Here is a 21132-nt window from a genome sequence, read left to right as displayed (position 1 = left end):
GTATTTGGATAATGAACAAATGAAAAAAGTAACCATAAATAGCGTAGCAAGCCATGCAGGCGTTTCTAAAAAAACCGTGTCGCGGGTTTTAAATAATGAGCCTAACGTGAGTGCAGCTACGCGCGAAAAAGTACTTAAAGTATTTAAAGAGCTTGATTACACGCCTAACCCAATAGCACGCGGGCTTGCGCAAAATCGCAGCTTTATTATTGGCTGCTTATATGACAACCCCAGTAAAAGTTATATAACTCGCGTACAAACGGGTGCGCTTGCTGCCTGTAAAGAAAATAACTACAACTTACTAATACACCCGTGCGAATTACGTGGCGATGATTTAATTAACGATATAGAGCAGTTATTACAAACCTCGCGTTTAGATGGCGTAGTACTTACCCCGCCATTTGGTGATTTTGAAAAGCTCGCTAATTTTTTAAAAGCTAAAAAAATACCCTATGCACGGGTTGCATCGGCCCTGCTAGAAGATGATTCAATTTCAGTGCGCAGCAACGACGAGCAGGGCGCTTATGAAATAACCGAGCACTTAATTTCGCTTGGTCATAAGTCGATTGCTTTTATTAAAGGCCACCCTGATCACAGTGCTACACAACAGCGCTTTAAAGGTTACAGACGAGCGTTGGCAAGCCACGGTATAGAATTTGACGAGCGCCTAGTAGAAGAGGGTAACTTTAGTTATCACTCAGGTGTAGACAGTGCGCGCAGCATTTTAGATTTATCGCCACGCCCTACCGCGGTATTTGCATCAAACGATTACATGGCGGCGGCGGTATTAAAGCTTGCTACACAGCGCCAATTACGCGTACCCGATGATATTTCTATTGCAGGGTTTGATAATGCACCAATTGCACGCCATATATGGCCGGGCTTAACGACTATTGCACAACCTGTAGAAGAAATGACTAAACAAGCTGTTACGCAGCTTATATCGCATATTTCGCAGCCACAAGAGCAGCCGTATCAGGTAACGCTAGAATCACGCTTAATTACCCGCGAGTCTACTGCTGCAATAAAATAACCCCCTTTTTTGTTTTTCACAGTAACCCGAATTTGAGTGACGCTTATTCGGGTTTTTTTTGTGCGGATTTTAGCAAATAAACTAAAATTAGCATGGTCATTAATTGGTCACGTTAAAATTTTACACTATTTTTGTTACTCAGGGTTGACACCGGTGTCAATGCTATGCGTTAATACAGTGACACCGGTGTCAGGGTTGTTGTGAGAGGCTCCCTGGTAGCGTACCTTTGAACGGGTAAATCAAAGATGCTCAGTGCAGTTATTTACGTGGAGTCTGTAATTGCTACTGAGCCTTTTTCCTCTAACTAATAGAGATGAGCTAAATTATGTTGCACCCTCGCATTGAAGAAGTCACCCAACGCGTTATTGAACGCAGTAAACAAACCCGTCAAGATTATTTAGATCGTATTTCGCACGCAAAAAAACAAACAAGAGTCCGTGCCGGGCTAGGCTGCGGAAACATCGCTCACGTTATGGCTGCGTGTAGCAGCGACGACAAAGCGCGCTTAAAGGCTGATGAGCAGCCAAATCTTGCTATTATCAACTCATATAATGATATGCTTTCGGCCCATGTGCCATACAAAGATTTCCCTGATTTAATTAAAGACCTTGCTACTAAGTACGACGCCACTGCCCAAGTTGCAGGCGGTGTACCAGCAATGTGTGATGGCGTTACGCAAGGGCGTGACGGCATGGAATTATCGCTTTTTTCTCGCGACGTAATTGCTATGTCTACTGCGGTATCACTATCGCATGACGTATTTGACGGCGTTTTTTGTTTAGGCGTATGTGACAAAATTGTCCCAGGTCTATTAATTGGTGCCTTATCTTTTGGTCACTTACCGGTATTCTTTTTACCTGCTGGGCCAATGCAATCTGGTATTCCTAACAAAGAAAAAGCACGTATTCGCCAAAAATTTGCACAAGGCTTAGTAAGCCGTGAAGACTTACTTGAAGCTGAAAGCGCCTCGTACCACAGTGCAGGTACATGTACGTTTTACGGTACCGCTAACTCAAACCAAATGTTAATGGAAATAATGGGCTTACACCTTCCAGGTAGCTCGTTTATTAACCCTTACACTGAGCTTCGTGATGGTTTAACAGGTAATGCTGTAGAAACCATGCTTAAGCAGCTTACAGATGATAAAGAAAGCCCGTGTTTAGCAGATGTAATCAGCGAAAAAACCATTATTAATGGTTTAGTTGGCTTGCTATCTACAGGTGGCTCTACTAACCACGCTATTCATATTGTTGCTATCGCAAAAGCGGCGGGTATTCAAGTAACGTGGAAAGACATGTCTGACTTATCAGAAGTTGTACCACTACTCACGCGTATTTACCCTAACGGCTCAGCAGATGTAAACCATTTTCAAGCCGCAGGCGGTATGGGCTTCTTAATGCGTGAATTAGCCGGCGCAGGTTACTTGCATACTGATGTTAAAACAATGCTTGGTGAAGGCTTAGCGCCTTACATGATGGAGCCGCGTTTAGATAAAGACGACAGCTTAATTATGAGCAACTCAACAGGCCCTTCAAAAGTTAAATGGGTAGATTGCCCAGAAAACTCACTCGATGAAGAAGTACTGCGTCCAATTAGCAATCCATTTAGCAAGCAAGGCGGCCTACAACTACTTACGGGTAACCTAGGTAAAGCAGTCATTAAAGTCTCTGCTGTAGCCACTGAGCACCAAGTAGTAACAGCCCCAGCTAAAGTATTTAGCTCACAAGGCGAACTGCAAGAGGCATACAGCCGTGGCGAGTTAAACCAGGACTTTATTGCCGTGCTTAAAGAGCAAGGCCCTAAAGCGAAAGGTATGCCAGAGCTGCATAAATTAACGCCAGTAATGGCAACACTTCAAGACGAAGGCTTTAAAGTAGCCATTGTGACTGATGGCCGTATGTCGGGCGCATCAGGTAAAGTGCCTGCTGCTATTCACTTAGCGCCAGAAGCTGTTGAAGGTGGCATTATTGCAAAAATTCTTGAGGGCGATTTAGTAACACTGGATGCGCCAAACGGAATATTAAAAGTACATGTTAGCGACGAAGAGCTTGCTAAGCGTGAACTACAACTTAGCCAACCAAGCTTAACCTTTGGTACCGGCCGAGAGTTATTTACTGGATTTAGAAATATTGTAAGCAGCGCCGATTTAGGTGCGAGTGCTTTTGGACTTGAATAATAATTGCCACACACTGGGTAATGAGGAACAAGTAATGAGTATTGAAAAAATCTTAGCGTCGGCACCTGTGGTGCCAGTGGTTGTAATCGAAAAACTAGAAGATGCAGCACCACTCGCTAGAGCGTTATACAACGGTGGCTTAAAAGCCCTTGAAATTACGCTACGCACGCCTGTTGCAGTGGAAGCTGTAAAACTAATGAAAGCAGAAGTTCCAGAAGCTTACGTTGGTACAGGTACAGTGGTTGATAAAGCAAGCTTTGATGCTTCAGTAGAAGCAGGCGCTGATTTTATGGTAAGCCCAGGTGTAAGTGATGAATTATTAGCATTAGCTAAAGATTCAGACATCCCTTTTTTACCGGGTGCAGCAACTGCAAGCGAAGTAATGCAGTTAGCAAGCCATGGCTTTAAGTACTTAAAATTCTTCCCTGCAGAGGCTGCAGGCGGAACGGCAATGCTTAAGTCGATTGGCGGGCCATTGCCGCACATTACTTTTTGCCCAACCGGTGGTATTAGCCTAGCAACAGCCCCTAATTACTTAGCGCTTAATAACGTTATTTGTGTTGGTGGTACGTGGATGCTAGATAAGCAACTAATTGAAAACAAAGACTGGCAAGCCATTGAAGCGCTTGCTCGACAAGCAAGTGAAGTTAAATAGGAGTCTAAAAATGATTAATGTAGCAATTAATGGCTATGGCCGTATCGGTCGCAACGTATTACGTGCACTTTACGAGTCAGCACAAAACAGTGAAATTAAAATTGTAGCAATTAACGATTTAGCACCGGCTAACGTAAATGCGCATTTAACACAATTTGACTCAGTTCACGGTCAATTTTCTCAAAAAGTAACGTTATCAGATAACACTATGCTGATTGGTGATGACGTAATTACTTTGACTCAAGAGCGTGACCCTGCAAACTTACCGTGGAAAGAGTTAAACGTAGATATCGTTTTAGAATGTACTGGTTTTTTCACTAAGCGTGAAGACGCAGCTAAGCACATTACAGCAGGTGCTAAAAAAGTAATTGTGTCTGCTCCTGGTAAAGATTTAGATGCAACGGTAGTACACGGTGTTAACAGCGATGTAATTAACGCTGATAGCAACATTATCTCTAACGCATCATGTACGACTAACTGTTTAGCGCCAATTGCAAAAGCAATTAACGACACAGTAGGTATTGAGCAAGGTAGCATGACTACAATTCATGCATATACAAACGATCAAAACTTATCTGACGTTTATCACCCAGATCTATACCGTGCACGTAGTGCAACACAGTCTATGATCCCAACTAAAACAGGTGCTGCTGCAGCTGTTGGCTTAGTACTTCCTGAGCTTGCGGGTAAATTAGACGGTATGTCGGTACGTGTACCTACTATCAATGTTTCTTTAGTTGATTTTACGTTTATCACTAAGCGCGAAACAACTGCTGAAGAAATCAACGAAGTAATGAAAGCCGCAGCAACAGGTTCAATGAAAGAAATTTTAGAGTACAACGAGCTTCCGCTTGTTTCTATTGATTTTAATCACAACCCTGCGTCATCAATTTTTGATGCAACGCAAACTAAAGCTGATGGCAAACTAGTTAAAGTAATGGCTTGGTACGACAACGAGTGGGGTTTCTCAAACCGCATGTTAGACCAAGTTAAAGCATTAGGTCAGTACTTATAATTGACCCTGTAAAAGTTTAGCTTTATCCAACCAAGCCTGCATTATGCAGGCTTTTTTATTTTGATTAATTTATACCCGCTCGTTTAATAAAACGCTTAGCTCTTTAAAATTAGGCCGCGATGCAATATCCGTATTTATAGCACGCGCTGCTATATCGGACATTTTATTAAACAGTTCGTTTTGCTTATCTGCAGCGCTAACAGTGCTTAGCAAGTCCTCAATTAAACAACCAAAAGCGCGGACTTCTATAAGTTCTATGCGTTTTTTTTCTTCTTGAGTAAGCATGGCTAAATTTGTTGCAGCACCAAAATCACCAAATAAAACGTCATATTGTTCATTTATCATGGTGTTGTGTGCGTAAATATCGCCATGACTTACGTTGTTAGCATGTAAGTGGGCAAGGGTGCTTATCATTTGCTGGGCAACTTTATAAATTGCCTCAGGCGAATAGTGACAGTGTGTATTAAAGGTATCGCGCGTACAGGTTTCTAAACTTGGCGGCAAACCTAAATTAGCAAAGCGTGTATCTATTAGCTCCATTACTAAACCAAGCTGTGTGCTTTGCTCTATGTAGCTTAATACGTTAATTAAGTTTCTATGATAGCCTGCTTGTAAACAGCAGTTTACTTCATCAAGTGGGTAGCCATCGCTTGTTATTGCCCCTTTAAATAATTTTACCGCCACATCGTGCTGTGCTGTTTTAGCTAAATGAATAACGCCCGATGCACCTTGGCCAATTACTTTTTTAAGCTCAAAATTTTCAAGTGGCGTGTTTTGTAAACGACTGTTAGTTAAGCACTGAGCTTTATTAAATGCATTACCCGCAAAGGCAAGCCAAGCAAGTTTGGGGAGTTCTAATAGCCAATTATCAAGTTTTGTTAGGTTATTAGCAGAGAGCCTAACTAGCTCTAAATTAGTACAAGAGGCCATACTCGCGGGTAGTTGTTTTAGGTTATTTCCTGCAAGGGCGAGCTTTTTAAGCTGTGTGTAATTACCAAAGTCACTTGGCAATGCGCTTAATTTGTTATCGGTCAGTATTAACCATTCAATATTTTTAGGTAAGCTGTTTAGTGCAAACTCTGTTATTTGATTGCCTTTAAATGCAACCATAATTAAAGCAGGGCACTTAGCGAGTACTTTAGGTATATGTTCAAATTGGTTAAACGATAAAAACACCCGCTTAAGCTTTGTTAAGCACGCAAATTCATCTGGCAGTGTAGTGAGATTATTGTTTGATAAATCGAGTACTTCTAGGGTATCTGCAAGGGTTAAAATTTCTAAAGGAAACTGTGTTAAGCCTTCTACGAGTTGTAAGCGAGTAACACCATTCAACCTACCAGACTTAAGCTCTGCAAGGGTATTCATAAATTTTCACAAGCCTTTTAAAATAAAAAAGCCAACATCGCTGTTGGCTTAAAGTAAATACGTTTAGTAAAGTTTAAAATTGCGCGTTATGGTAAACGTTTTGCACGTCGTCACAATCTTCAAGCATGGCTAAAAAGCGCTCCATTACTTCTACGTCTTCACCTTCAATAGGGGCTTCAACTTGTGGTACAAACGAAATTAAATCTACGTCAAAATCTGTAATACCCATTTCTTCAAGCGCTGTACGGGTGTTGTTGTATTCTGTATGTGGTGCAAAAACCGTCACTTTACCGTTTTCTACTTCTACATCTGTTACATCAACATCGGCCATCATAAGGGCTTCTAGTACAGCTTCATCGTCATCGCCATCAAAAACAAAAATAGCGAGGTGATCAAATAAATGTGATACCGAATTTTGTGCGCCTATTTTAGCGTTTGCTTTGGTAAAACAAATACGCACATCAGCAAACGTACGTTTGTTGTTGTCGGTTAAACAGTCAACAATAATCATACAGTTACCAGGCCCGTATCCCTCATAACGTGTGGCTGCGTAATCTTCACCGCCGCCGCCTTTGGCTTTGTCTATTGCACGCTCAATAACGTGTGCGGGTACCTGGTCTTTTTTAGCGCGCTCGATTAAACGGCGCAGCGCAAGGTTACCATCTGGATCTACGCCACCATTTTTAGCGCAAATGTATATTTCTTTACCGTACTTAGAATAAACTTTAGTTTTAGCACCCGCAGTTTTAGCCATTGAATCTTTTTTGTTTTGGTAAGCTCTTCCCATCTGCGTTTCGCCTTAATATATGTAAATTATTGAATAAAATTGCAAGGCCGTATTCTAAAGGTAAAGCCGCAGTATCGCCAGTAAATGGCGTTAATTAATCATCTTGCTGTTGTAATTGCCACATTTGAGCGTATTGACCATTTTGTAATAAAAGCGCTGAATGTGTGCCTTGCTCAACCAGTTCGCCCTTTTTAAATACTAATATGTTATCGGCATCAACTATAGTTGATAGCCGGTGTGCAATCACAATACTGGTGTGGTTTTGAGTTACATCGCGCATTGCCTTTAAAATGGCTTGCTCCGCGTGCGAGTCGAGCGCCGAGGTCGCCTCATCAAAAATTAAAATAGGAGATTGCTTTAAAATTGCACGTGCAATTGCAATACGTTGTTTTTCGCCGCCAGATACTTTTAAACCGCGCTCGCCCACTAACGTTTTATCGCCTTGCGCTAAAGTTGAAATAAAGTCCTTTAAATGGGCCATTTTTATTGCTTTATCTATTTCACTATCGCTTGCTGTGGGTCTGCCATAGGCGATGTTTTCGCGTATGCTGGTGTTAAATAGCACGGTGTCTTGTGGCACTATAGCAATGGCTTTACGCAGGCTATCGAGGGTGACGGCGTCTATAGCTTGGTTATCTATGGTTATACTGCCCGCGCTAATATCGTAAAAGCGGTAAAGTAACCGCGCCAAAGAGCTCTTACCTGCACCACTTGCACCTACAACGGCAACCTTACTGCCTGCTTTAACTTTAAAGCTAATATTACTAAGAATAGGGCGGCTGGCATCGTAACTAAAACTCACATTATTGAAGGCTATATTGCCTTTGCTAACACAAAGGTGTTGAGCATGGGGTCGCTGCGTTACCTGTGGTTTTTTATTAAGTAAGCCCAGCATGTTTTCTAAATCGGTTAGGGCGCGTCTTATTTCTCGATAAACAAATCCTAAAAAGTTAAGCGGTAAAAATAATTGGATCATGTAGGCGTTTATCATTACAAGTTCGCCAATTGTTAGAGCGCCCGTTACCACTTCTTTGGCACCTAACCACATTAGCGCTGTAATAGCGCTTGCAATTATTAACGCTTGGCCTGAATTAAGCGCAAGCAATGACATTCTATTTTTTAAACGGGCGGTTTCCCAATTTGCTAAAAAAGAGTCGTATGTTTTAGCTTCAAATTCTTCGTTATTAAAATATTTTACAGTTTCGTAGTTAAGCAGGCTGTCTATGGCGCGCGTATTACTAAGGTTATCGGCGGCGTTTGCCTCACGTATAAAACGGTTTCGCCACTGCGTTACTGTTACAGTAAAGGTAATATAAATAGCAACCGCTAATAAAGTTATTAACGCAAACCAAATAGAAAATAGCGAGCCAAAAATAATAGCAACGGTCAGTATTTCAAAAAGGGTGGGGACAATATTAAACATTAAAAAACGCATTAAAAAGCTCAGCCCACTAGTACCACGCTCTATATCACGGCTTATTCCACCTGTTTGCCTATCGAGATGAAAAGCAAGCTCTAGCGAGTGTAAATGTTTAAATACTTTTAACCCAATATCACGCATCGCGTGCTCTGTCACACGAGAGAACACCGCATCTCTTACTTCGCCTAAAAACACGCTGGCAAACCTAAGCCCACCATACATAAGCAATAGTAATGCAGGGATAACTAAAACTGAATTAATTGATTTATCAACCGAGTCGATAATTTCTTTTAATGCCCAAGGCATTAAAAGAGTTGCGCCTTTAGCTCCTATAAGGGCTAAAAGCGCTAAAAGTACGCGCCCTTTAAATTTAGTAATGTATGGCCACAGCGTTTTAATACTTTGTTTTAAGGTCATTGCATCGGCGCGTTTTATAGTACTGTGTTTAGAGCGCATTACGGATCTCAGTCAAATAAATACTTAATTAATATGCATTGTATTTTAAATACTTGCCCATATATACTACGCATCCCTTATTTTAGTTTGACGCAACCATGTTTAACGTTCGTGTGTTTATAACTGCTTTTTTACTGTTTTGTGCGCTTTTTAGTGTTCAAAGTAGTGCGCAGTGCGCGACACATAAATTAAACACTGCAACCACCTCATTGAGTGTGTTTGCTGATAGCGTTGAGTTAGTTAAAACGCTGCCTATATCAAAATCGGTAAAGGGGAGTGAGCACAAAAAAACACAGCAAACAGGGTTTCACGCTCATCAACCTAGGTTAACGGCTAGTAATTCTTCGTTATTTTTACATGTCGCGCAAAGTGAGCCTGAATACGACGTTGTATTTGAATTTTTTGCACACACCCTTTTTAGAGAAATATACCTAAGCCCCAACGCTTTTATTGCCCAACGGCCATGGTATACACTTGTAACGCATAGCAAAAAGTCGCGACTCAGTGGCTGGAAAGACGCTAATTTACTTTATACCGCTGCAAGCACCTATCACGCTTAATTTTCTTATTTAATTTTTATTAGGTTTTAACGTTTTACGTTTAGGCCTTGAGATTAATTGTGCTTTTAAAAAGTACGTTACCGGTTCTGGTAATAAGGAAACACCATGTTAAGTGTAAAAAAAGATCACAAGCCGTTTATGGCTAAATTTAAATTAAGCTATATAGCCATGCTTATTGTGCTGGTTTTATTAGCCATTAGCGCATTACCCAACTTATACCCTAATAAATCGTGGTTACATGTAAGCAATGCACCTCATAGCGAAACACAAGCTGTGCCAAGTACTAATGCATTAGTTACTTTTTTAAATAACCAAGGCTTAAAAGTTGAGCAAGGGCTAAATAATCAAACATCTATAAATATTTTGTTAAACGAGCCAACTAAAAGCGCACAAGCGCAAGCGGTTATAAAGGCGCAGTATCCAAACACGCAAGTTAAAATTGTAGAACATGCAACGAGCCCACTTTGGCTGCAAGAGCTTGGTTTATCGCCAATAAAATTGGGACTAGATTTAAACGGCGGTGTGTTATTTGTACTCGACGTAGATTTAGATAAAGCAATTGATGAGCAATTAGTCAGTGCGTACCAGCAAGCAAAATCAATTATCATTAAGCAAAAAGCGCACGGCCTTAAAGTGCTGCAAACAGGGCACGGCTTTGAAATAAATGCACACCCAAATGGAGCGAAAAAGCTTACCCCGGTAATCAATGAGCTACAAAGTCGCTTTGCTAATTTAGCAGTTTCAACAACCAGTAATGGTGATATTAAAAATGCAAAATTCACCTATTCAGAGCAAGGGCGAAGCAACTTTGATAAAGAAGTTATGAGCCAAACGCTCACAACGCTTCGCTCACGTATAGAAGAATTAGGCATTACCGAAGCCGTCACTCAGCGCCAAGGTAAAAACCGTATACGCATAGAGCTACCTGGCGTGCAAGACCCAACAGAGGCAAAGCGCATTATAGGCGCAACTGCATCACTTGGGTTTTATCAGTTAAAAGAAATTGGTGGGCAAACATTTGATATGCAATCGGGCGGGACCATCAAACTTGACCCAGTGCCAATTTTTACCGGTGAGCATATTAATAACGCCACCATAGGGCGCGATGACTGGGGTAAACCCCTTGTGCAACTTAGCCTTGATGGACAAGGCGGCGATGCCATGTCAGCGTTTTCAAAAGCAAATATTGGTAAACCTATGGCCACGGTTTACTCTGAGTACTCTCAAAATGCTAAAGGTGAAACGGTAAAAAAAAGCGAAGTTATAAATGTGGCGAATATTGCGCAGCATTTAAGTTCACGTTTTAGTATTACCAATATGAAAAGCCAACAAGCAGCGGCCGACCTAGCACTATTATTACGCGCAGGCTCGTTAACTGCACCGGTTACTATTGTGCACGAGCAAACAATTGGCCCAAGCCTAGGTCAAGAAAATATAACTAACGGCTTGGCCGCATTGATGCTGGGCATGGGTATTACACTTGCCTTTATGGCAATGTGGTATCGCCGCTTAGGACTTATTGCAAACGTAGCGCTGTTATTAAATTTAACGTCGCTTGTGGGGCTAATGTCGTTATTACCAGGGGTTGTGTTAACACTTCCGGGTATTGCCGGGCTGGTACTTACCATTGGTATGGCGGTAGATACAAACGTTATTATATTTGAGCGAATAAAAGAAGAGCGTAGAAAAGGCCGCTCTGCTTATCAAGCTATTCAAGAAGGTTACAAGCAAGCCGCTAACACCATATTTGATGCCAATATAACCACCATGATCACCGCGCTTATTTTATATGGAATAGGTTACGGACCGGTTAAAGGCTTTGCTATAACATTGGCACTTGGCTTAATAACCTCGGTATTTACTGGCGTGTACGTATCAAAAGTACTAAGCCAAACGGTATATTTAAAAATGGCTAAAAAAGCAGGAGTAAATGCACATGCTTAACACTTTTTTAAAGGGCGAGGCGGGTACACGTCTGCGTTTTTCGGGCATGCTTTTGAGCGCTATACTTGTACTGCTATCGGTATTTACGCTTAGTCAAAAAGGGCTTAATTTTGGGCTCGACTTTACCGGTGGTTACCTAACAGAATTTACCACCAGCCAAGGTGTTGAGCTAAAACAACTTGAGCAATTTATTACTAAAAATCACAATGGCGAGTTTGAACTAACCGCACAAGGGAATAATCACTTTCAACTACGCGAAGCGCCCAGCGGTTCAACAGCAAATAGTAGTGATTGGCAAAGCGCCATTACACAAAATGCAGATATTAACGCCGAGGTTTTATCATCAGCGTATATTGGCTCGCAAGTGGGTGATGAACTGTTTGAACAAGGTTGTTTAGCCCTGTTTTCAGCCATGGTTGCAGTAATGCTTTATTTAGCTGTACGGTTTGAATGGCGTTTAGCTGTTGGCTCTGTGGTTGCGCTAGTGCATGATTTATTACTGGTACTGGGGCTATTTTCGCTATTAAATATTGAGTTTAATTTAACCGTACTTGCCAGTTTGCTGGCCATTATAGGCTATTCACTTAACGACTCTATAATAGTGGGCGATAGAGTACGCGAGCTTTTACGTGTTAAATCTAATAATGCGCTTAGCCCCGCAAGTATTATTAACAACGCCATAAAAAGTACTTTAACGCGCACACTTATTACATCGGGTACCACACTTGCTACAGTTGCAAGTGTTTGGCTCCTCGCTGGTGCGCCATTACAAGGCTTTGCTATCGCGCTATTTACCGGCATTGTAGTAGGCACGTTCTCATCTATTTGTATTGCCGCCACGTTGCCCGAGCTTTTAGGGTTAAGTGCTAAAAATTACGAAGAAAAACAAGATGCAGAAACGCAAGCGTTGCTCGATATGCCCTAGCAATAAATGCTTTTAAAAATCTGCATTAAAATACAGGCGCTTAAAATAATGGTTTTAAGCGCCTTATAACGTTAAAATTAACCACATAGTTTACCGTATTGGTTATTAGCGCCTTTCATGAATAAATCCCACGTAATAGAACACCTTAAATTTGCACTCGAAGCACAATTAAACAGTGCAAAACAAGCAGCAAAAGCCGCGCACGACGCCGCCACTCACGAAGAAAGCGTTGCAGAAACGCAGTACGATACCCTAGGACTCGAGGCCGCTTATTTAGCACAAGGGCAAGCCGAGCGTGTAAACGATTGCTACAAAAGCATTAAACAATTTGAAGCCATTTTTAAAGAGCCCACTCACAATAAAGTGATTATAAGTTCTCTCGTTTGCCTAGAAGATGAAAACGCCCTACAAAAATGGTTTTATTTAGGCCCAGCCGCAGGCGGGTTAATGGTTGAAGTAAAAGGACAAACTATTCAAGTTGTTACAGCCGAAGCACCACTAGGTAAACAACTTTTAGGCAAACAACGTGATGATGAAGTAAGCCTAACCATTGCAGGCAAAAACCACGAATACGAGGTAGTAGAAATTTTATAAAACACTAGTTTTATATGTAGGTCGGATAAGCGAAGCGCCATCCGACAAAGGTAATTTTGTTTAATAACACTATTAAAAGTCGTTTTGGTGCAAAACCTCAGAACCAATTCTAATACACAAGCTAATTACCTGCTTACATTAAAGTTATTAAGTGGAATTATTGAGGTAAGTAATATACGCCGTTTTGGGGTGCTATAAATCATTAAAATGGTGTTCAATAAGCGGTTAACTTTACAGGAGGTTCAATGCTGTATCACTACACTAGCCTTGAAGGATTGCTTGGAGTTATTAATAGTAAAAGTATTTGGGCTAGTCACTGTAAGTACTTAAACGACTCATTAGAGTATATACATGCTCTTGAATTTCCGATTAATGTATCAACTAACATTTATATGGAAGATGACTATTTATCTCCATTCGGATTCTCTATTCGTAAAGCCTTAGATGAAATGACACATAATGATGTTTATGTGTCATCTTTTAGTGAAAAGTCTGATTTATTAAGCCAGTGGCGTGGCTATTGCCCACCAGGCCGAGGGGGTTGTATTGGCTTCAAGCGTGACATTTTAGAAGATTTTTGCCGTACCAAGAATCTATATTTAAGTAAGTGTATTTACAGCGAAGAAGAGCAAAAGAAAGAGGTATTACAACTATTAAACCGATGCAAAAATGAATTTCCTATGCCATCGGTCACTCGAAGTGATTATGATAAATTTGAAACTAAATCTAGAGTAAATCATGAGTTGAATTATCATCAGTACGTGACAAAAGGTGAAGGAAAGGTACAAGCAGACTTAGCCTTAAAGAACCTTTGTGATGGGCTTACCAAACTAGCACCTAGATTTAAAAATAATGGATTTCATGAGGAATCTGAGTGGAGAATTATTTCCGAAAATCCAGACGATGGGGTTTTATTTAGGGTAGGCGGGAGCCATCTGATCCCTTACCTAAGTTTACCCATTTTAACATTCTCTAAGGATGCTATTGCAGAGGTGATTATTGGTCCAAATCCAAGCGCACACAGTTGTGTTAGCTCGATTTCGATGCTTCTGGAGTCCAATGGATTTAAGGGGGTGAACATTAAGCATTCAAAAATTCCTTTTAAGAGTTGGTAAAGTTAACCAAGTCGTAAACTCGGACAGATAACCGTTGGCTTTTTGTTCGTGCTTCACTTATTTTAGCCAACTGCAATTTGCCGCTTAAAACGGCGTTAAAAGTCCAAAGGAGTGAACATGATCAATTGGATAAATGTAAGGTCATCAGCCATAAGAAAGATTGGCTATGACGCATCCATAAGTCGAATGTACATCGATTTTGAAGATAGTGATCCGTATTACAATTACTGTCGTGTGCCTGAGCATGTATTTCAAGAATTCATAAATGCAAATTCAGTAGGCCGTTATTATCATGCTTATATCAAAGACAAATATGATTGCTAGCATAATTCAACTCTTAACAAATCTAAGGCGCAACACCATTTCGTAGCACGACGTGCTAACGAGTGTTTGCTGCTTGAAGCGATAGGCATACATGGAGTCTAGGTGAAATCTATAGAGTGGTTAGAACGTGGGTTAAATCAAAACGACCCTATCGATTGCTTAAGTAATTGCTGGATGGGATTCAATAGCCTTTATAGTAATTCGAGTTCAAAAACAGAAGTTGATTCTATTAAGAGTTTTATTGATACGAATGTAGATCTCAAAGTAGCTCAAGAGTTACTTGACAATCATCAAATAGAAATAACATATTTTATGACTCGCCCTGTAATAGATATGCGGGGTAACGGCAAAAGTAGCCAAACAGACATTGATATTTTTAATTCTACTGATTGCGCTGTCTCTAAATTAAAATCAATTTTAATGGTTATCTATCAAGTTCGATGCAACTTAATGCATGGTCAAAAATCACCATCCAGAGATCGAGATGTCGATTTGTGTAAACACTCATGGCCATTTGTTGCAGAGTTAGTCGATAGGTATTCCTAGCAACACGCCCTGAGGTGGACTGCAGGGGAGGTAATAGCAGTTATGATGATACCTATCTATAAATTAATTGTCGGATGGCATGGCTTCGCCATTTATCCGACCTACGAATTAGCCTTTTTCACAAACTTTGCTGTTACCATCATTTCGCCAATACCATCTACTTTGCAATCTAGCTCGTGATCTTTTTTATCAAGCACACGCCTTACGACTGCTTTTGTGCCAATTTTAATGACTTGTGAGCTGCCTTTAATTTTTAAATCTTTGGCTACGGTTACTTTATCGCCATCACTTAGCATAGTGCCATTGGCATCTTTAACTAAAATTGCGTCTTCATTGTTTGTACTGTTTGGGTTCCATTCGTAGGCGCATTCAGGGCATATAAGCAGTTGCTGGTCTTCGTAAACATATTCAGATTTGCACTGTGGGCAGGCAGGATGTGACATTTATAACGCTCATAAAGTAGTAATTTTGCGTATTTTAATCTGCATTAATAGGAAAATATAGTTAATCAATATTTTTTATCTTCACGCTAAAAATATCTCGTTTGTGTGGTTTTTAAAAAGGGCATATAAAGCAGATGTCGCTTAAGCAATTTAAGCGCTAACACTTACAGTAGGTATTTGTTAAAGCACCCATCGTATTAAGTGATACGCGCAATGCCCACTTAGTACGATGGGTGTTTCTATTTATAGTGCTGAGTATTTTATTAGGCATGCTTTTTATATTTCTGACTTAACTAGGAAAAGTCGTGTTTAAAACCTTAATAGTGGTTGATAACAACGAGCAAACACTTGCTCAATCGTTCGACAATGTGATTTCGTTTAATAGTTACTTACGTGATTACCCAAAACATAATGAACCTAAAACCCGCATTATTAATTTATGCGACTCAAGCCAATACTTGAGTAAGGGTTACTATTGCTCTTTGCTTGCAGAGGCCCGCAAACACCAGGTGTTACCCAGTGTTAAAACAATAAACGCGCTTCGAAGCGGTCAAGCTCCTATGTTAAATATTGGCTCGATTGATGGCGAAATTTACTTTGGTAATGCCTTAAACGAGCTACAAAGCAAAGCGGCTAAATCGGTATTTAAGCAATACCCAGCGCCTATTTTATATGTAGATGAACAAGGCTTGTTACAGCAAGGTTCGCTTAGCACTTTAAACGATGAGCAATACAGCAATTTTGTAGCAAAACTAAATACGTTTACTCAAACCCAATGGCGCATTGGTACTGTGCAGCGCCGTTTTAGATGGGATATGGCAATCCTTGTTGATCATAACGAAAAAGTACCACCGAGCGATAAAGATGCCATAGCCCGTTTTATAAAAGCAGCGGCTAAGCATGGTATTAATGCTCAAGCATTAAGCTTTGAAGAAATAGACAACATTGCCCAGTTTGATGCGTTATTTATTCGCCAAACTACAGCGATTGACCACCCAACGTACCGCCTTGCAAGTAAAGCGCAAAGCCTAGGTTTAGTGGTTATTGACGATGCTGAATCTATTTTACGCTGTTGTAATAAAGTGTATTTACACGATGCGTTTAATTATCAAAAAGTGCCCAGTTTAAAAACGGTGGTAGTGGCTGATCAATCAGCGCAAACGCTTGAGCAATTAGAAGAGGCGTTTACCTATCCGCTGGTTTTAAAAATGCCTGAAGGGTCGTTTTCTAAAGGGGTGTTTAAAGTTGCAAACCGCAGTGAGCTTGAAGCTAAACTAACCGAGCTGTTTGAATATAGCGCATTGGTACTTGCACAAGAATACATGTACACAGAATACGATTGGCGAGTAGGTGTATTAAATGGCCGCGCTATTTATGCGTGTCGCTACTTAATGGCGCGTAATCATTGGCAAATTTATAATCACGATGCTAAACGGTTTTTCTCTGGTGGCTTTGAAACGCTACCTACCTTTGAGTTACCAAAAGTTGTTTTAGATGCCGCTTTAAAAGCATGTAAAACTGTGGGCAAAGGCTTATATGGCGTAGATGTTAAAGAACATCAAGGCAAAGCATATGTGCTTGAAGTAAATGACAATCCAAGTATTGATCACAAAGTAGAAGATGGCTATTTAGGCGACGAGCTATACATGATCATTATGGACGAATTTAAACAACGTTTAGAAGCGCGAGGCCGTGGGTAATAACATGCGTAACCTTGTTATTCGACAGGCACTTAGCAGTGATTTAAACGCATTGATTGACGTTGAAAATACTTGCTTTAATAACGATAAATTGAGCCCGCGTAGCTTAAAGCGCTGGTTAAATGCTAAGCACGGTATTTTGCTCGTTGCCAATAATGGCGAGCAAGTATGCGGCTATGGGCTGGTGTGGTGCCATAAAGGCACACGTTTAGCACGTTTATATTCGCTTGCTGTACTACCCACAATGCAAGGTAAAGGCATTGCCAAAATGCTATTAGCTGCGCTTGAAAAACAAACCAGCGAGCGTGGGCGACTTTACTTACGATTAGAAGTGGCGGTAAATAACGAAAGTGCGATAGGGCTTTATAAAAGTTTGGGTTACAGAGTGTTTGGTCAATATAGTGATTATTATGACGATCACAGTGATGCACTGCGAATGCAAAAAAATATTCGCCAAACGAGTGAGCTAAAAGTAGCGCGGTTAACGCCGTGGTACCAACAAACTACCGAGTTTACCTGTGGGCCTGCGGCGTTATTAATGGCAATGGGGGCACTTAAGCCAACAACTAAGCTTAGCCAATCACATGAGCTGGCTCTTTGGCGCGAAAGCACCACCATTTTTATGACATCGGGCCACGGTGGTTGCCATCCGTTTGGTTTAGCACTTGCGGCTAATAAACGCGGCTTTAAAAGCGAGGTAATGGTAAATACCACAGAGCCTTTGTTTTTAGATGGTGTACGCAGTGAAAATAAAAAAGTGGTGCTTTCAACAGTACACCAACAATTTGTAGAGGGTATAGCGCAGGCAAATATACCACTTAGCTATAAAGATGTAGAGCTTGAGCATATTGAACAGTGGTTAAGTCAAGGCTTTAGTGTGCTGTTACTAATTAGCACATACCGGTTTGATGGTAAAAAATCACCTCATTGGGTGTGCGTTACCCACCTTGATGAGCACTGCGTGTATGTTCATGACCCGTTTTGCGAGCCAGGAAGCGACAAACAACTCGCTATAGATTGCCAGTACGTACCTATAGCGCGCAGTGATTTTAGTAAAATGTCAGCATTTGGTAGCCAACGTTTAAGAACCGCAGTGGCCATTGCTAATAATTAATAGGTTTTAAGTAAAGAGTGACTTTTTTAAATTTAATTGATGTAGCGCCTTATTCGTGGGCAGCCATTGGCACCGCCGCTTTTTGCGGTGCAATAATTGGCTTAGAACGGCAATTGCGCGGTAAACCTGTGGGTATCCGTACATCTGCGCTCATAACGCTGGGCACGTATTTGTTTTTATCAACCGCGTTTAACTTACAAGGCGATGTGATTGATCATTCGCGTGTAGTGGGGCAAATAATTACAGGCATTGGCTTTTTAGGTGCAGGGGTCATGCTTGCAAAAGACGGCGCTGTAGTAGGGGTGACATCTGCTGCAACCATTTGGGTGCTTGCCTCAATTGGCGTAATGATAGCCACCGACAATTTAGGTGCTGCCATTAAACTTTCGGTGCTGGTGGTTGGTATTTTATACGGTGTAGATGTACTGGAGGCAAAATTTAAAAGCCTAAGCAAAGGCGTGCACACTAAAGTAAAAAATTATCAAAAACGTTACTACCGAAAAGACTTTAACGACCCAGAAAGCCACTGATTTAACGCCACTAATTTAGTGGCGTTATTATATGAGTGTATTAGCTAAAGCGTGACTGCTTGGTACTCGATTGCCTCGTTAATAGGCGCAGGGCGACCAATAAAGTAGCCTTGGACGTTATCTACTTTTAGCTGCCTCAATGTGAGAAGCTCTTCTTTATTTTCGATACCTTCAGCTACAATCGTACAATTAATTGCTTTTGCAAAACCACATAATGCTTTTGCGAGTAAAAACTTTCTTTGGTCGTTATTTATATTTTCAGTCAGGCTTATATCAAGTTTTATAATATCGGCTTCTAACTCCAATATGTGCTGAAAAGACGAAAACCCAGCGCCTACATCGTCAATAGCTAATTTTACGCCTTTATTTCTCAATGGCTCAAGTGCCGCGCGCATAGCTTGGTAATCTAAAATAGGCGAGTGCTCTGTGACTTCTAATATAATGCGGGTGCAATCAACATTTTGTAATACATTATTAATTGAGCCCGATAATATATGTGCAGGGGATGTATTTATAGTCACGTAGGCATGTGGAGCAAGTTCATCCATACAATGCAGGGTGTTTTGTATAGCAAGAATTTCTAGGGCTTCACCTAGCCCTAAGTTGTCGGCATCTTTAAACCATACATCGGGGGTTTTGTAAGGTTGAGTAAAAAAGCGTGAAAGCGATTCATAACCCGATAGCCGATTCGTCGCTAGGTTAAAAATGGGCTGAAAATAAATAGTGATGGCATTTGTTTTTATAATATTTTCAATCAGTATTTTTGTCTCATTACTTATGATCTCTGATTGTGATCTTTGTTCAATGAGCTCGGTAGCAAGCTCTGAAATTAGTTTTAAAAAAGCCAGATCTCTATCATTTAAGTTGTCATCAAATGTGGTTTTATAACAGCAAAAGGTACCGTACGTTTTGCCTGATGCTAAAACAATCGGCACACCTATGTAAGCGCCTATATTTAATTTTTTGGTGACCGGCATAGTCTTAGTAATAGGGTGTTTATGTGTGTTAGGAATTATTGGTTCAAGGTCGTTGTCTGAAATTTTTTTACAGTAAGTCTCACAAATAGGATCTGAATTACCTACTGATACGCAGTGGTTATCGGTATGATTATCGACCACCTTAAAAACCCGATCTGTTTGTGTAAATTCTGATATAAACGCCACATCCATTTTAAGATGTTTGCGCACAAGCGAAAGTAACCTTAATAACTTTTCGTCCACTGAGCCATTATTTTGTTGTTCAAAAAGGTGCTGTTTTATTTCATCGCTCATACAATAACCTAGCTAGGATTTTAGCTAATAGTGTAATTTATATAAGGAAAAAAGCCACTTAAATGCAGCTTTGTATTAGCCAAATAGTTTTCTTCGTACTACTTTTCTGTACTCGCTTGGCGTTTGGCTAAGCACTTTTTTAAACACGCGGGTTAAATGACCTTGGTCGTTATAGCCGACCTCAAGTGCTACTTCTTGAATCGTTAAATTAGATGAAGCTAATAGCTCTTTAGCGCCTTCTACCCGTAATTGTTGCCAATATTCTATAGGGCTTTGATTAGTTGCAAGCTTAAAACGGCGGGTAAATGTACGATAACTCAAACTAAATTGGGCGGCTACTTCTTGTAAGTTTAACTCGCTGGCTAAATTAGTTTTAAGCCAAAACTGAATTTGGGCAATGAGTTCATCTGGATGGCGGTCAACCGCGCCTTCAAGGTAGCGCTGATCTTCGTATGGTTTACGTACTTCGTGCGAAAAGTTACGCTCTACATGTTGCGCAGCTGCTTTGCCATAGTATTGGCTAATAATATGAACGATCACATCGGCAAGGGCATTTAAGCTTGCCACCGTATACATGCGCTCAGATTGGGTGATAAAAAAGTCGGGCTTTAGGCGCACTAACGGGTAGTCGTTGCTAAATTGTTTGGCGTAATGCCAATGGGTTGTTGCAGGATGCCCATCAAGTAAGCCCGCTTCTGCAACTAGGCAATTACCCGTGCCTACACCAATTATATGACTGCCGGTTTCAAAGCTTTCTTGTAGCCATTCAACCACTTCTTTATTAGTACGTACTACAGGGCGAGGGTTTCGCCATATACCGGGCACAATAATTAAGTCGTTGTAGGGCGCGTTGTGTGTGGTGCAGTCGGGGACTATGGCAAGCCCAGTACGGTTTTGTATTGGCTCATTATTTTTAGCAATTAAATTTATACTAAGCGGTCTAAAATCCGTGTGGCTTAAATGGCCTTTTGCATAAGCCTCACCGGCTCTTAGCATTTCAATAGGCAGTGTTAAACTGGTAATAAGTAAATGCGGGTACACTGCTATGGCAATATTTAACGCTGGGTTTACTGATTTTTTATGCATCTGAATGCTCCGACCAGTACTTTTTGGCCTTTAATGCTGAATATTTGGCTATTAAAGCACAAAGTGCTGTGGT

Annotated in this window: 20 protein-coding genes; 14 read left to right on the top strand and 6 right to left on the bottom strand. The window is 40.8% G+C overall.

The features are described from left to right. Positions 1-19 precede the first annotated feature (19 nt). The 4 genes from MTN96_RS05810 (at position 20) to gap (ending at position 4879) form a co-directional block, all read left to right on the top strand. Positions 20-1033: a LacI family DNA-binding transcriptional regulator gene (locus MTN96_RS05810; protein ID WP_024034047.1), complete on the top strand. Its 1014-nt coding sequence runs from the start codon at positions 20-22 to the stop codon at positions 1031-1033. A gap of 325 nt (positions 1034-1358) precedes the next feature. Next, a complete protein-coding gene (gene edd / locus MTN96_RS05805; RefSeq protein ID WP_029773525.1) occupies positions 1359-3209 on the top strand; it encodes a phosphogluconate dehydratase in 1851 nt (616 codons plus the stop codon). Positions 3210-3243: 34 nt separating this feature from the next. After that, positions 3244-3864 (top strand): bifunctional 4-hydroxy-2-oxoglutarate aldolase/2-dehydro-3-deoxy-phosphogluconate aldolase, encoded by a 621-nt coding sequence (gene eda / locus MTN96_RS05800; RefSeq protein WP_004587806.1) that lies wholly within the window; start codon positions 3244-3246, stop codon positions 3862-3864. A gap of 10 nt (positions 3865-3874) precedes the next feature. Then, complete coding sequence (gene gap, locus MTN96_RS05795; protein ID WP_029773117.1) at positions 3875-4879, top strand: type I glyceraldehyde-3-phosphate dehydrogenase; 1005 nt, start codon at positions 3875-3877, stop codon at positions 4877-4879. Positions 4880-4948: 69 nt separating this feature from the next. On the opposite strand, the gene MTN96_RS05790 is transcribed toward gap, so the two are convergent. The 3 genes from MTN96_RS05790 to MTN96_RS05780 all read right to left on the bottom strand — a co-directional run bounded on the left by MTN96_RS05790 (position 4949) and on the right by MTN96_RS05780 (position 8907). Then, complete coding sequence (locus MTN96_RS05790; RefSeq protein WP_248530942.1) at positions 4949-6244, bottom strand: leucine-rich repeat-containing protein kinase family protein; 1296 nt, start codon at positions 6242-6244, stop codon at positions 4949-4951. A 73-nt stretch (positions 6245-6317) separates the two neighbouring features. After that, positions 6318-7031, bottom strand: coding sequence for a YebC/PmpR family DNA-binding transcriptional regulator (locus MTN96_RS05785; RefSeq protein WP_004587809.1), 714 nt, complete (start codon positions 7029-7031; stop codon positions 6318-6320). Between the two features lie 94 nt (positions 7032-7125). Then, a complete protein-coding gene (locus tag MTN96_RS05780) occupies positions 7126-8907 on the bottom strand; it encodes an ABC transporter ATP-binding protein/permease (RefSeq protein WP_248530941.1) in 1782 nt (593 codons plus the stop codon). Positions 8908-9005: 98 nt separating this feature from the next. Here MTN96_RS05780 and MTN96_RS05775 point away from each other — a divergent pair, with 98 nt between their 5' ends. From MTN96_RS05775 to MTN96_RS05750, 7 genes are all read left to right on the top strand, one after another. Continuing rightward, positions 9006-9467: a hypothetical protein gene (locus MTN96_RS05775; protein ID WP_248530940.1), complete on the top strand. Its 462-nt coding sequence runs from the start codon at positions 9006-9008 to the stop codon at positions 9465-9467. Positions 9468-9572: 105 nt separating this feature from the next. Next, entirely contained in the window at positions 9573-11411 is a 1839-nt protein-coding gene (gene secD / locus MTN96_RS05770; protein ID WP_248530939.1) for a protein translocase subunit SecD, read from the top strand. Beyond that, on the top strand, positions 11404-12336 hold the full coding sequence (secF, locus tag MTN96_RS05765; protein WP_248530938.1) for a protein translocase subunit SecF: 933 nt from the start codon (positions 11404-11406) through the stop codon (positions 12334-12336). Before secD ends, secF begins: the two co-directional genes overlap by 8 nt. A gap of 117 nt (positions 12337-12453) precedes the next feature. Further along, positions 12454-12930 carry a GreA/GreB family elongation factor gene (locus MTN96_RS05760; protein WP_248530937.1) on the top strand — a complete coding sequence of 159 codons (477 nt, stop codon included), beginning with the start codon at positions 12454-12456 and terminating at the stop codon, positions 12928-12930. Positions 12931-13175: 245 nt separating this feature from the next. Continuing rightward, positions 13176-14045, top strand: coding sequence for a DUF2971 domain-containing protein (locus MTN96_RS05755; protein ID WP_248530936.1), 870 nt, complete (start codon positions 13176-13178; stop codon positions 14043-14045). A gap of 117 nt (positions 14046-14162) precedes the next feature. Next, positions 14163-14369 carry a KTSC domain-containing protein gene (locus MTN96_RS37270; RefSeq protein WP_369128000.1) on the top strand — a complete coding sequence of 69 codons (207 nt, stop codon included), beginning with the start codon at positions 14163-14165 and terminating at the stop codon, positions 14367-14369. A gap of 102 nt (positions 14370-14471) precedes the next feature. Further along, entirely contained in the window at positions 14472-14915 is a 444-nt protein-coding gene (locus MTN96_RS05750) for a HEPN domain-containing protein (RefSeq protein ID WP_248530935.1), read from the top strand. Between the two features lie 101 nt (positions 14916-15016). Here MTN96_RS05750 and MTN96_RS05745 read toward each other — a convergent pair whose 3' ends face one another. After that, positions 15017-15358: a zinc ribbon domain-containing protein YjdM gene (locus tag MTN96_RS05745; RefSeq protein WP_248530934.1), complete on the bottom strand. Its 342-nt coding sequence runs from the start codon at positions 15356-15358 to the stop codon at positions 15017-15019. A 305-nt stretch (positions 15359-15663) separates the two neighbouring features. Here MTN96_RS05745 and MTN96_RS05740 point away from each other — a divergent pair, with 305 nt between their 5' ends. The 3 genes from MTN96_RS05740 to MTN96_RS05730 are packed head-to-tail and all read left to right on the top strand — an operon-like array spanning position 15664 to position 18702. Further along, entirely contained in the window at positions 15664-17058 is a 1395-nt protein-coding gene (locus tag MTN96_RS05740; protein WP_055253303.1) for a RimK family protein, read from the top strand. Positions 17059-17062: 4 nt separating this feature from the next. Further along, positions 17063-18172, top strand: coding sequence for a GNAT family N-acetyltransferase/peptidase C39 family protein (locus MTN96_RS05735; RefSeq protein ID WP_008131593.1), 1110 nt, complete (start codon positions 17063-17065; stop codon positions 18170-18172). A 17-nt stretch (positions 18173-18189) separates the two neighbouring features. Further along, positions 18190-18702, top strand: a complete 513-nt coding sequence (locus tag MTN96_RS05730) for an MgtC/SapB family protein (RefSeq protein ID WP_248530933.1) — start codon at positions 18190-18192, stop codon at positions 18700-18702. Between the two features lie 44 nt (positions 18703-18746). Here the strand turns inward: MTN96_RS05730 and MTN96_RS05725 are convergent, their stop codons facing one another. After that, on the bottom strand, positions 18747-19973 hold the full coding sequence (locus MTN96_RS05725) for an EAL domain-containing protein (protein WP_004587820.1): 1227 nt from the start codon (positions 19971-19973) through the stop codon (positions 18747-18749). A gap of 75 nt (positions 19974-20048) precedes the next feature. Then, complete coding sequence (locus tag MTN96_RS05720; protein WP_008131596.1) at positions 20049-21059, bottom strand: GlxA family transcriptional regulator; 1011 nt, start codon at positions 21057-21059, stop codon at positions 20049-20051. Between the last annotated feature and the right edge of the window lie 73 nt (positions 21060-21132).

The organism is Pseudoalteromonas sp. 2CM28B, from assembly GCF_023161935.1.
Note: the sequence above shows the minus strand (reverse complement) of the source record. Positions and strands in the feature narration are given on the sequence as shown.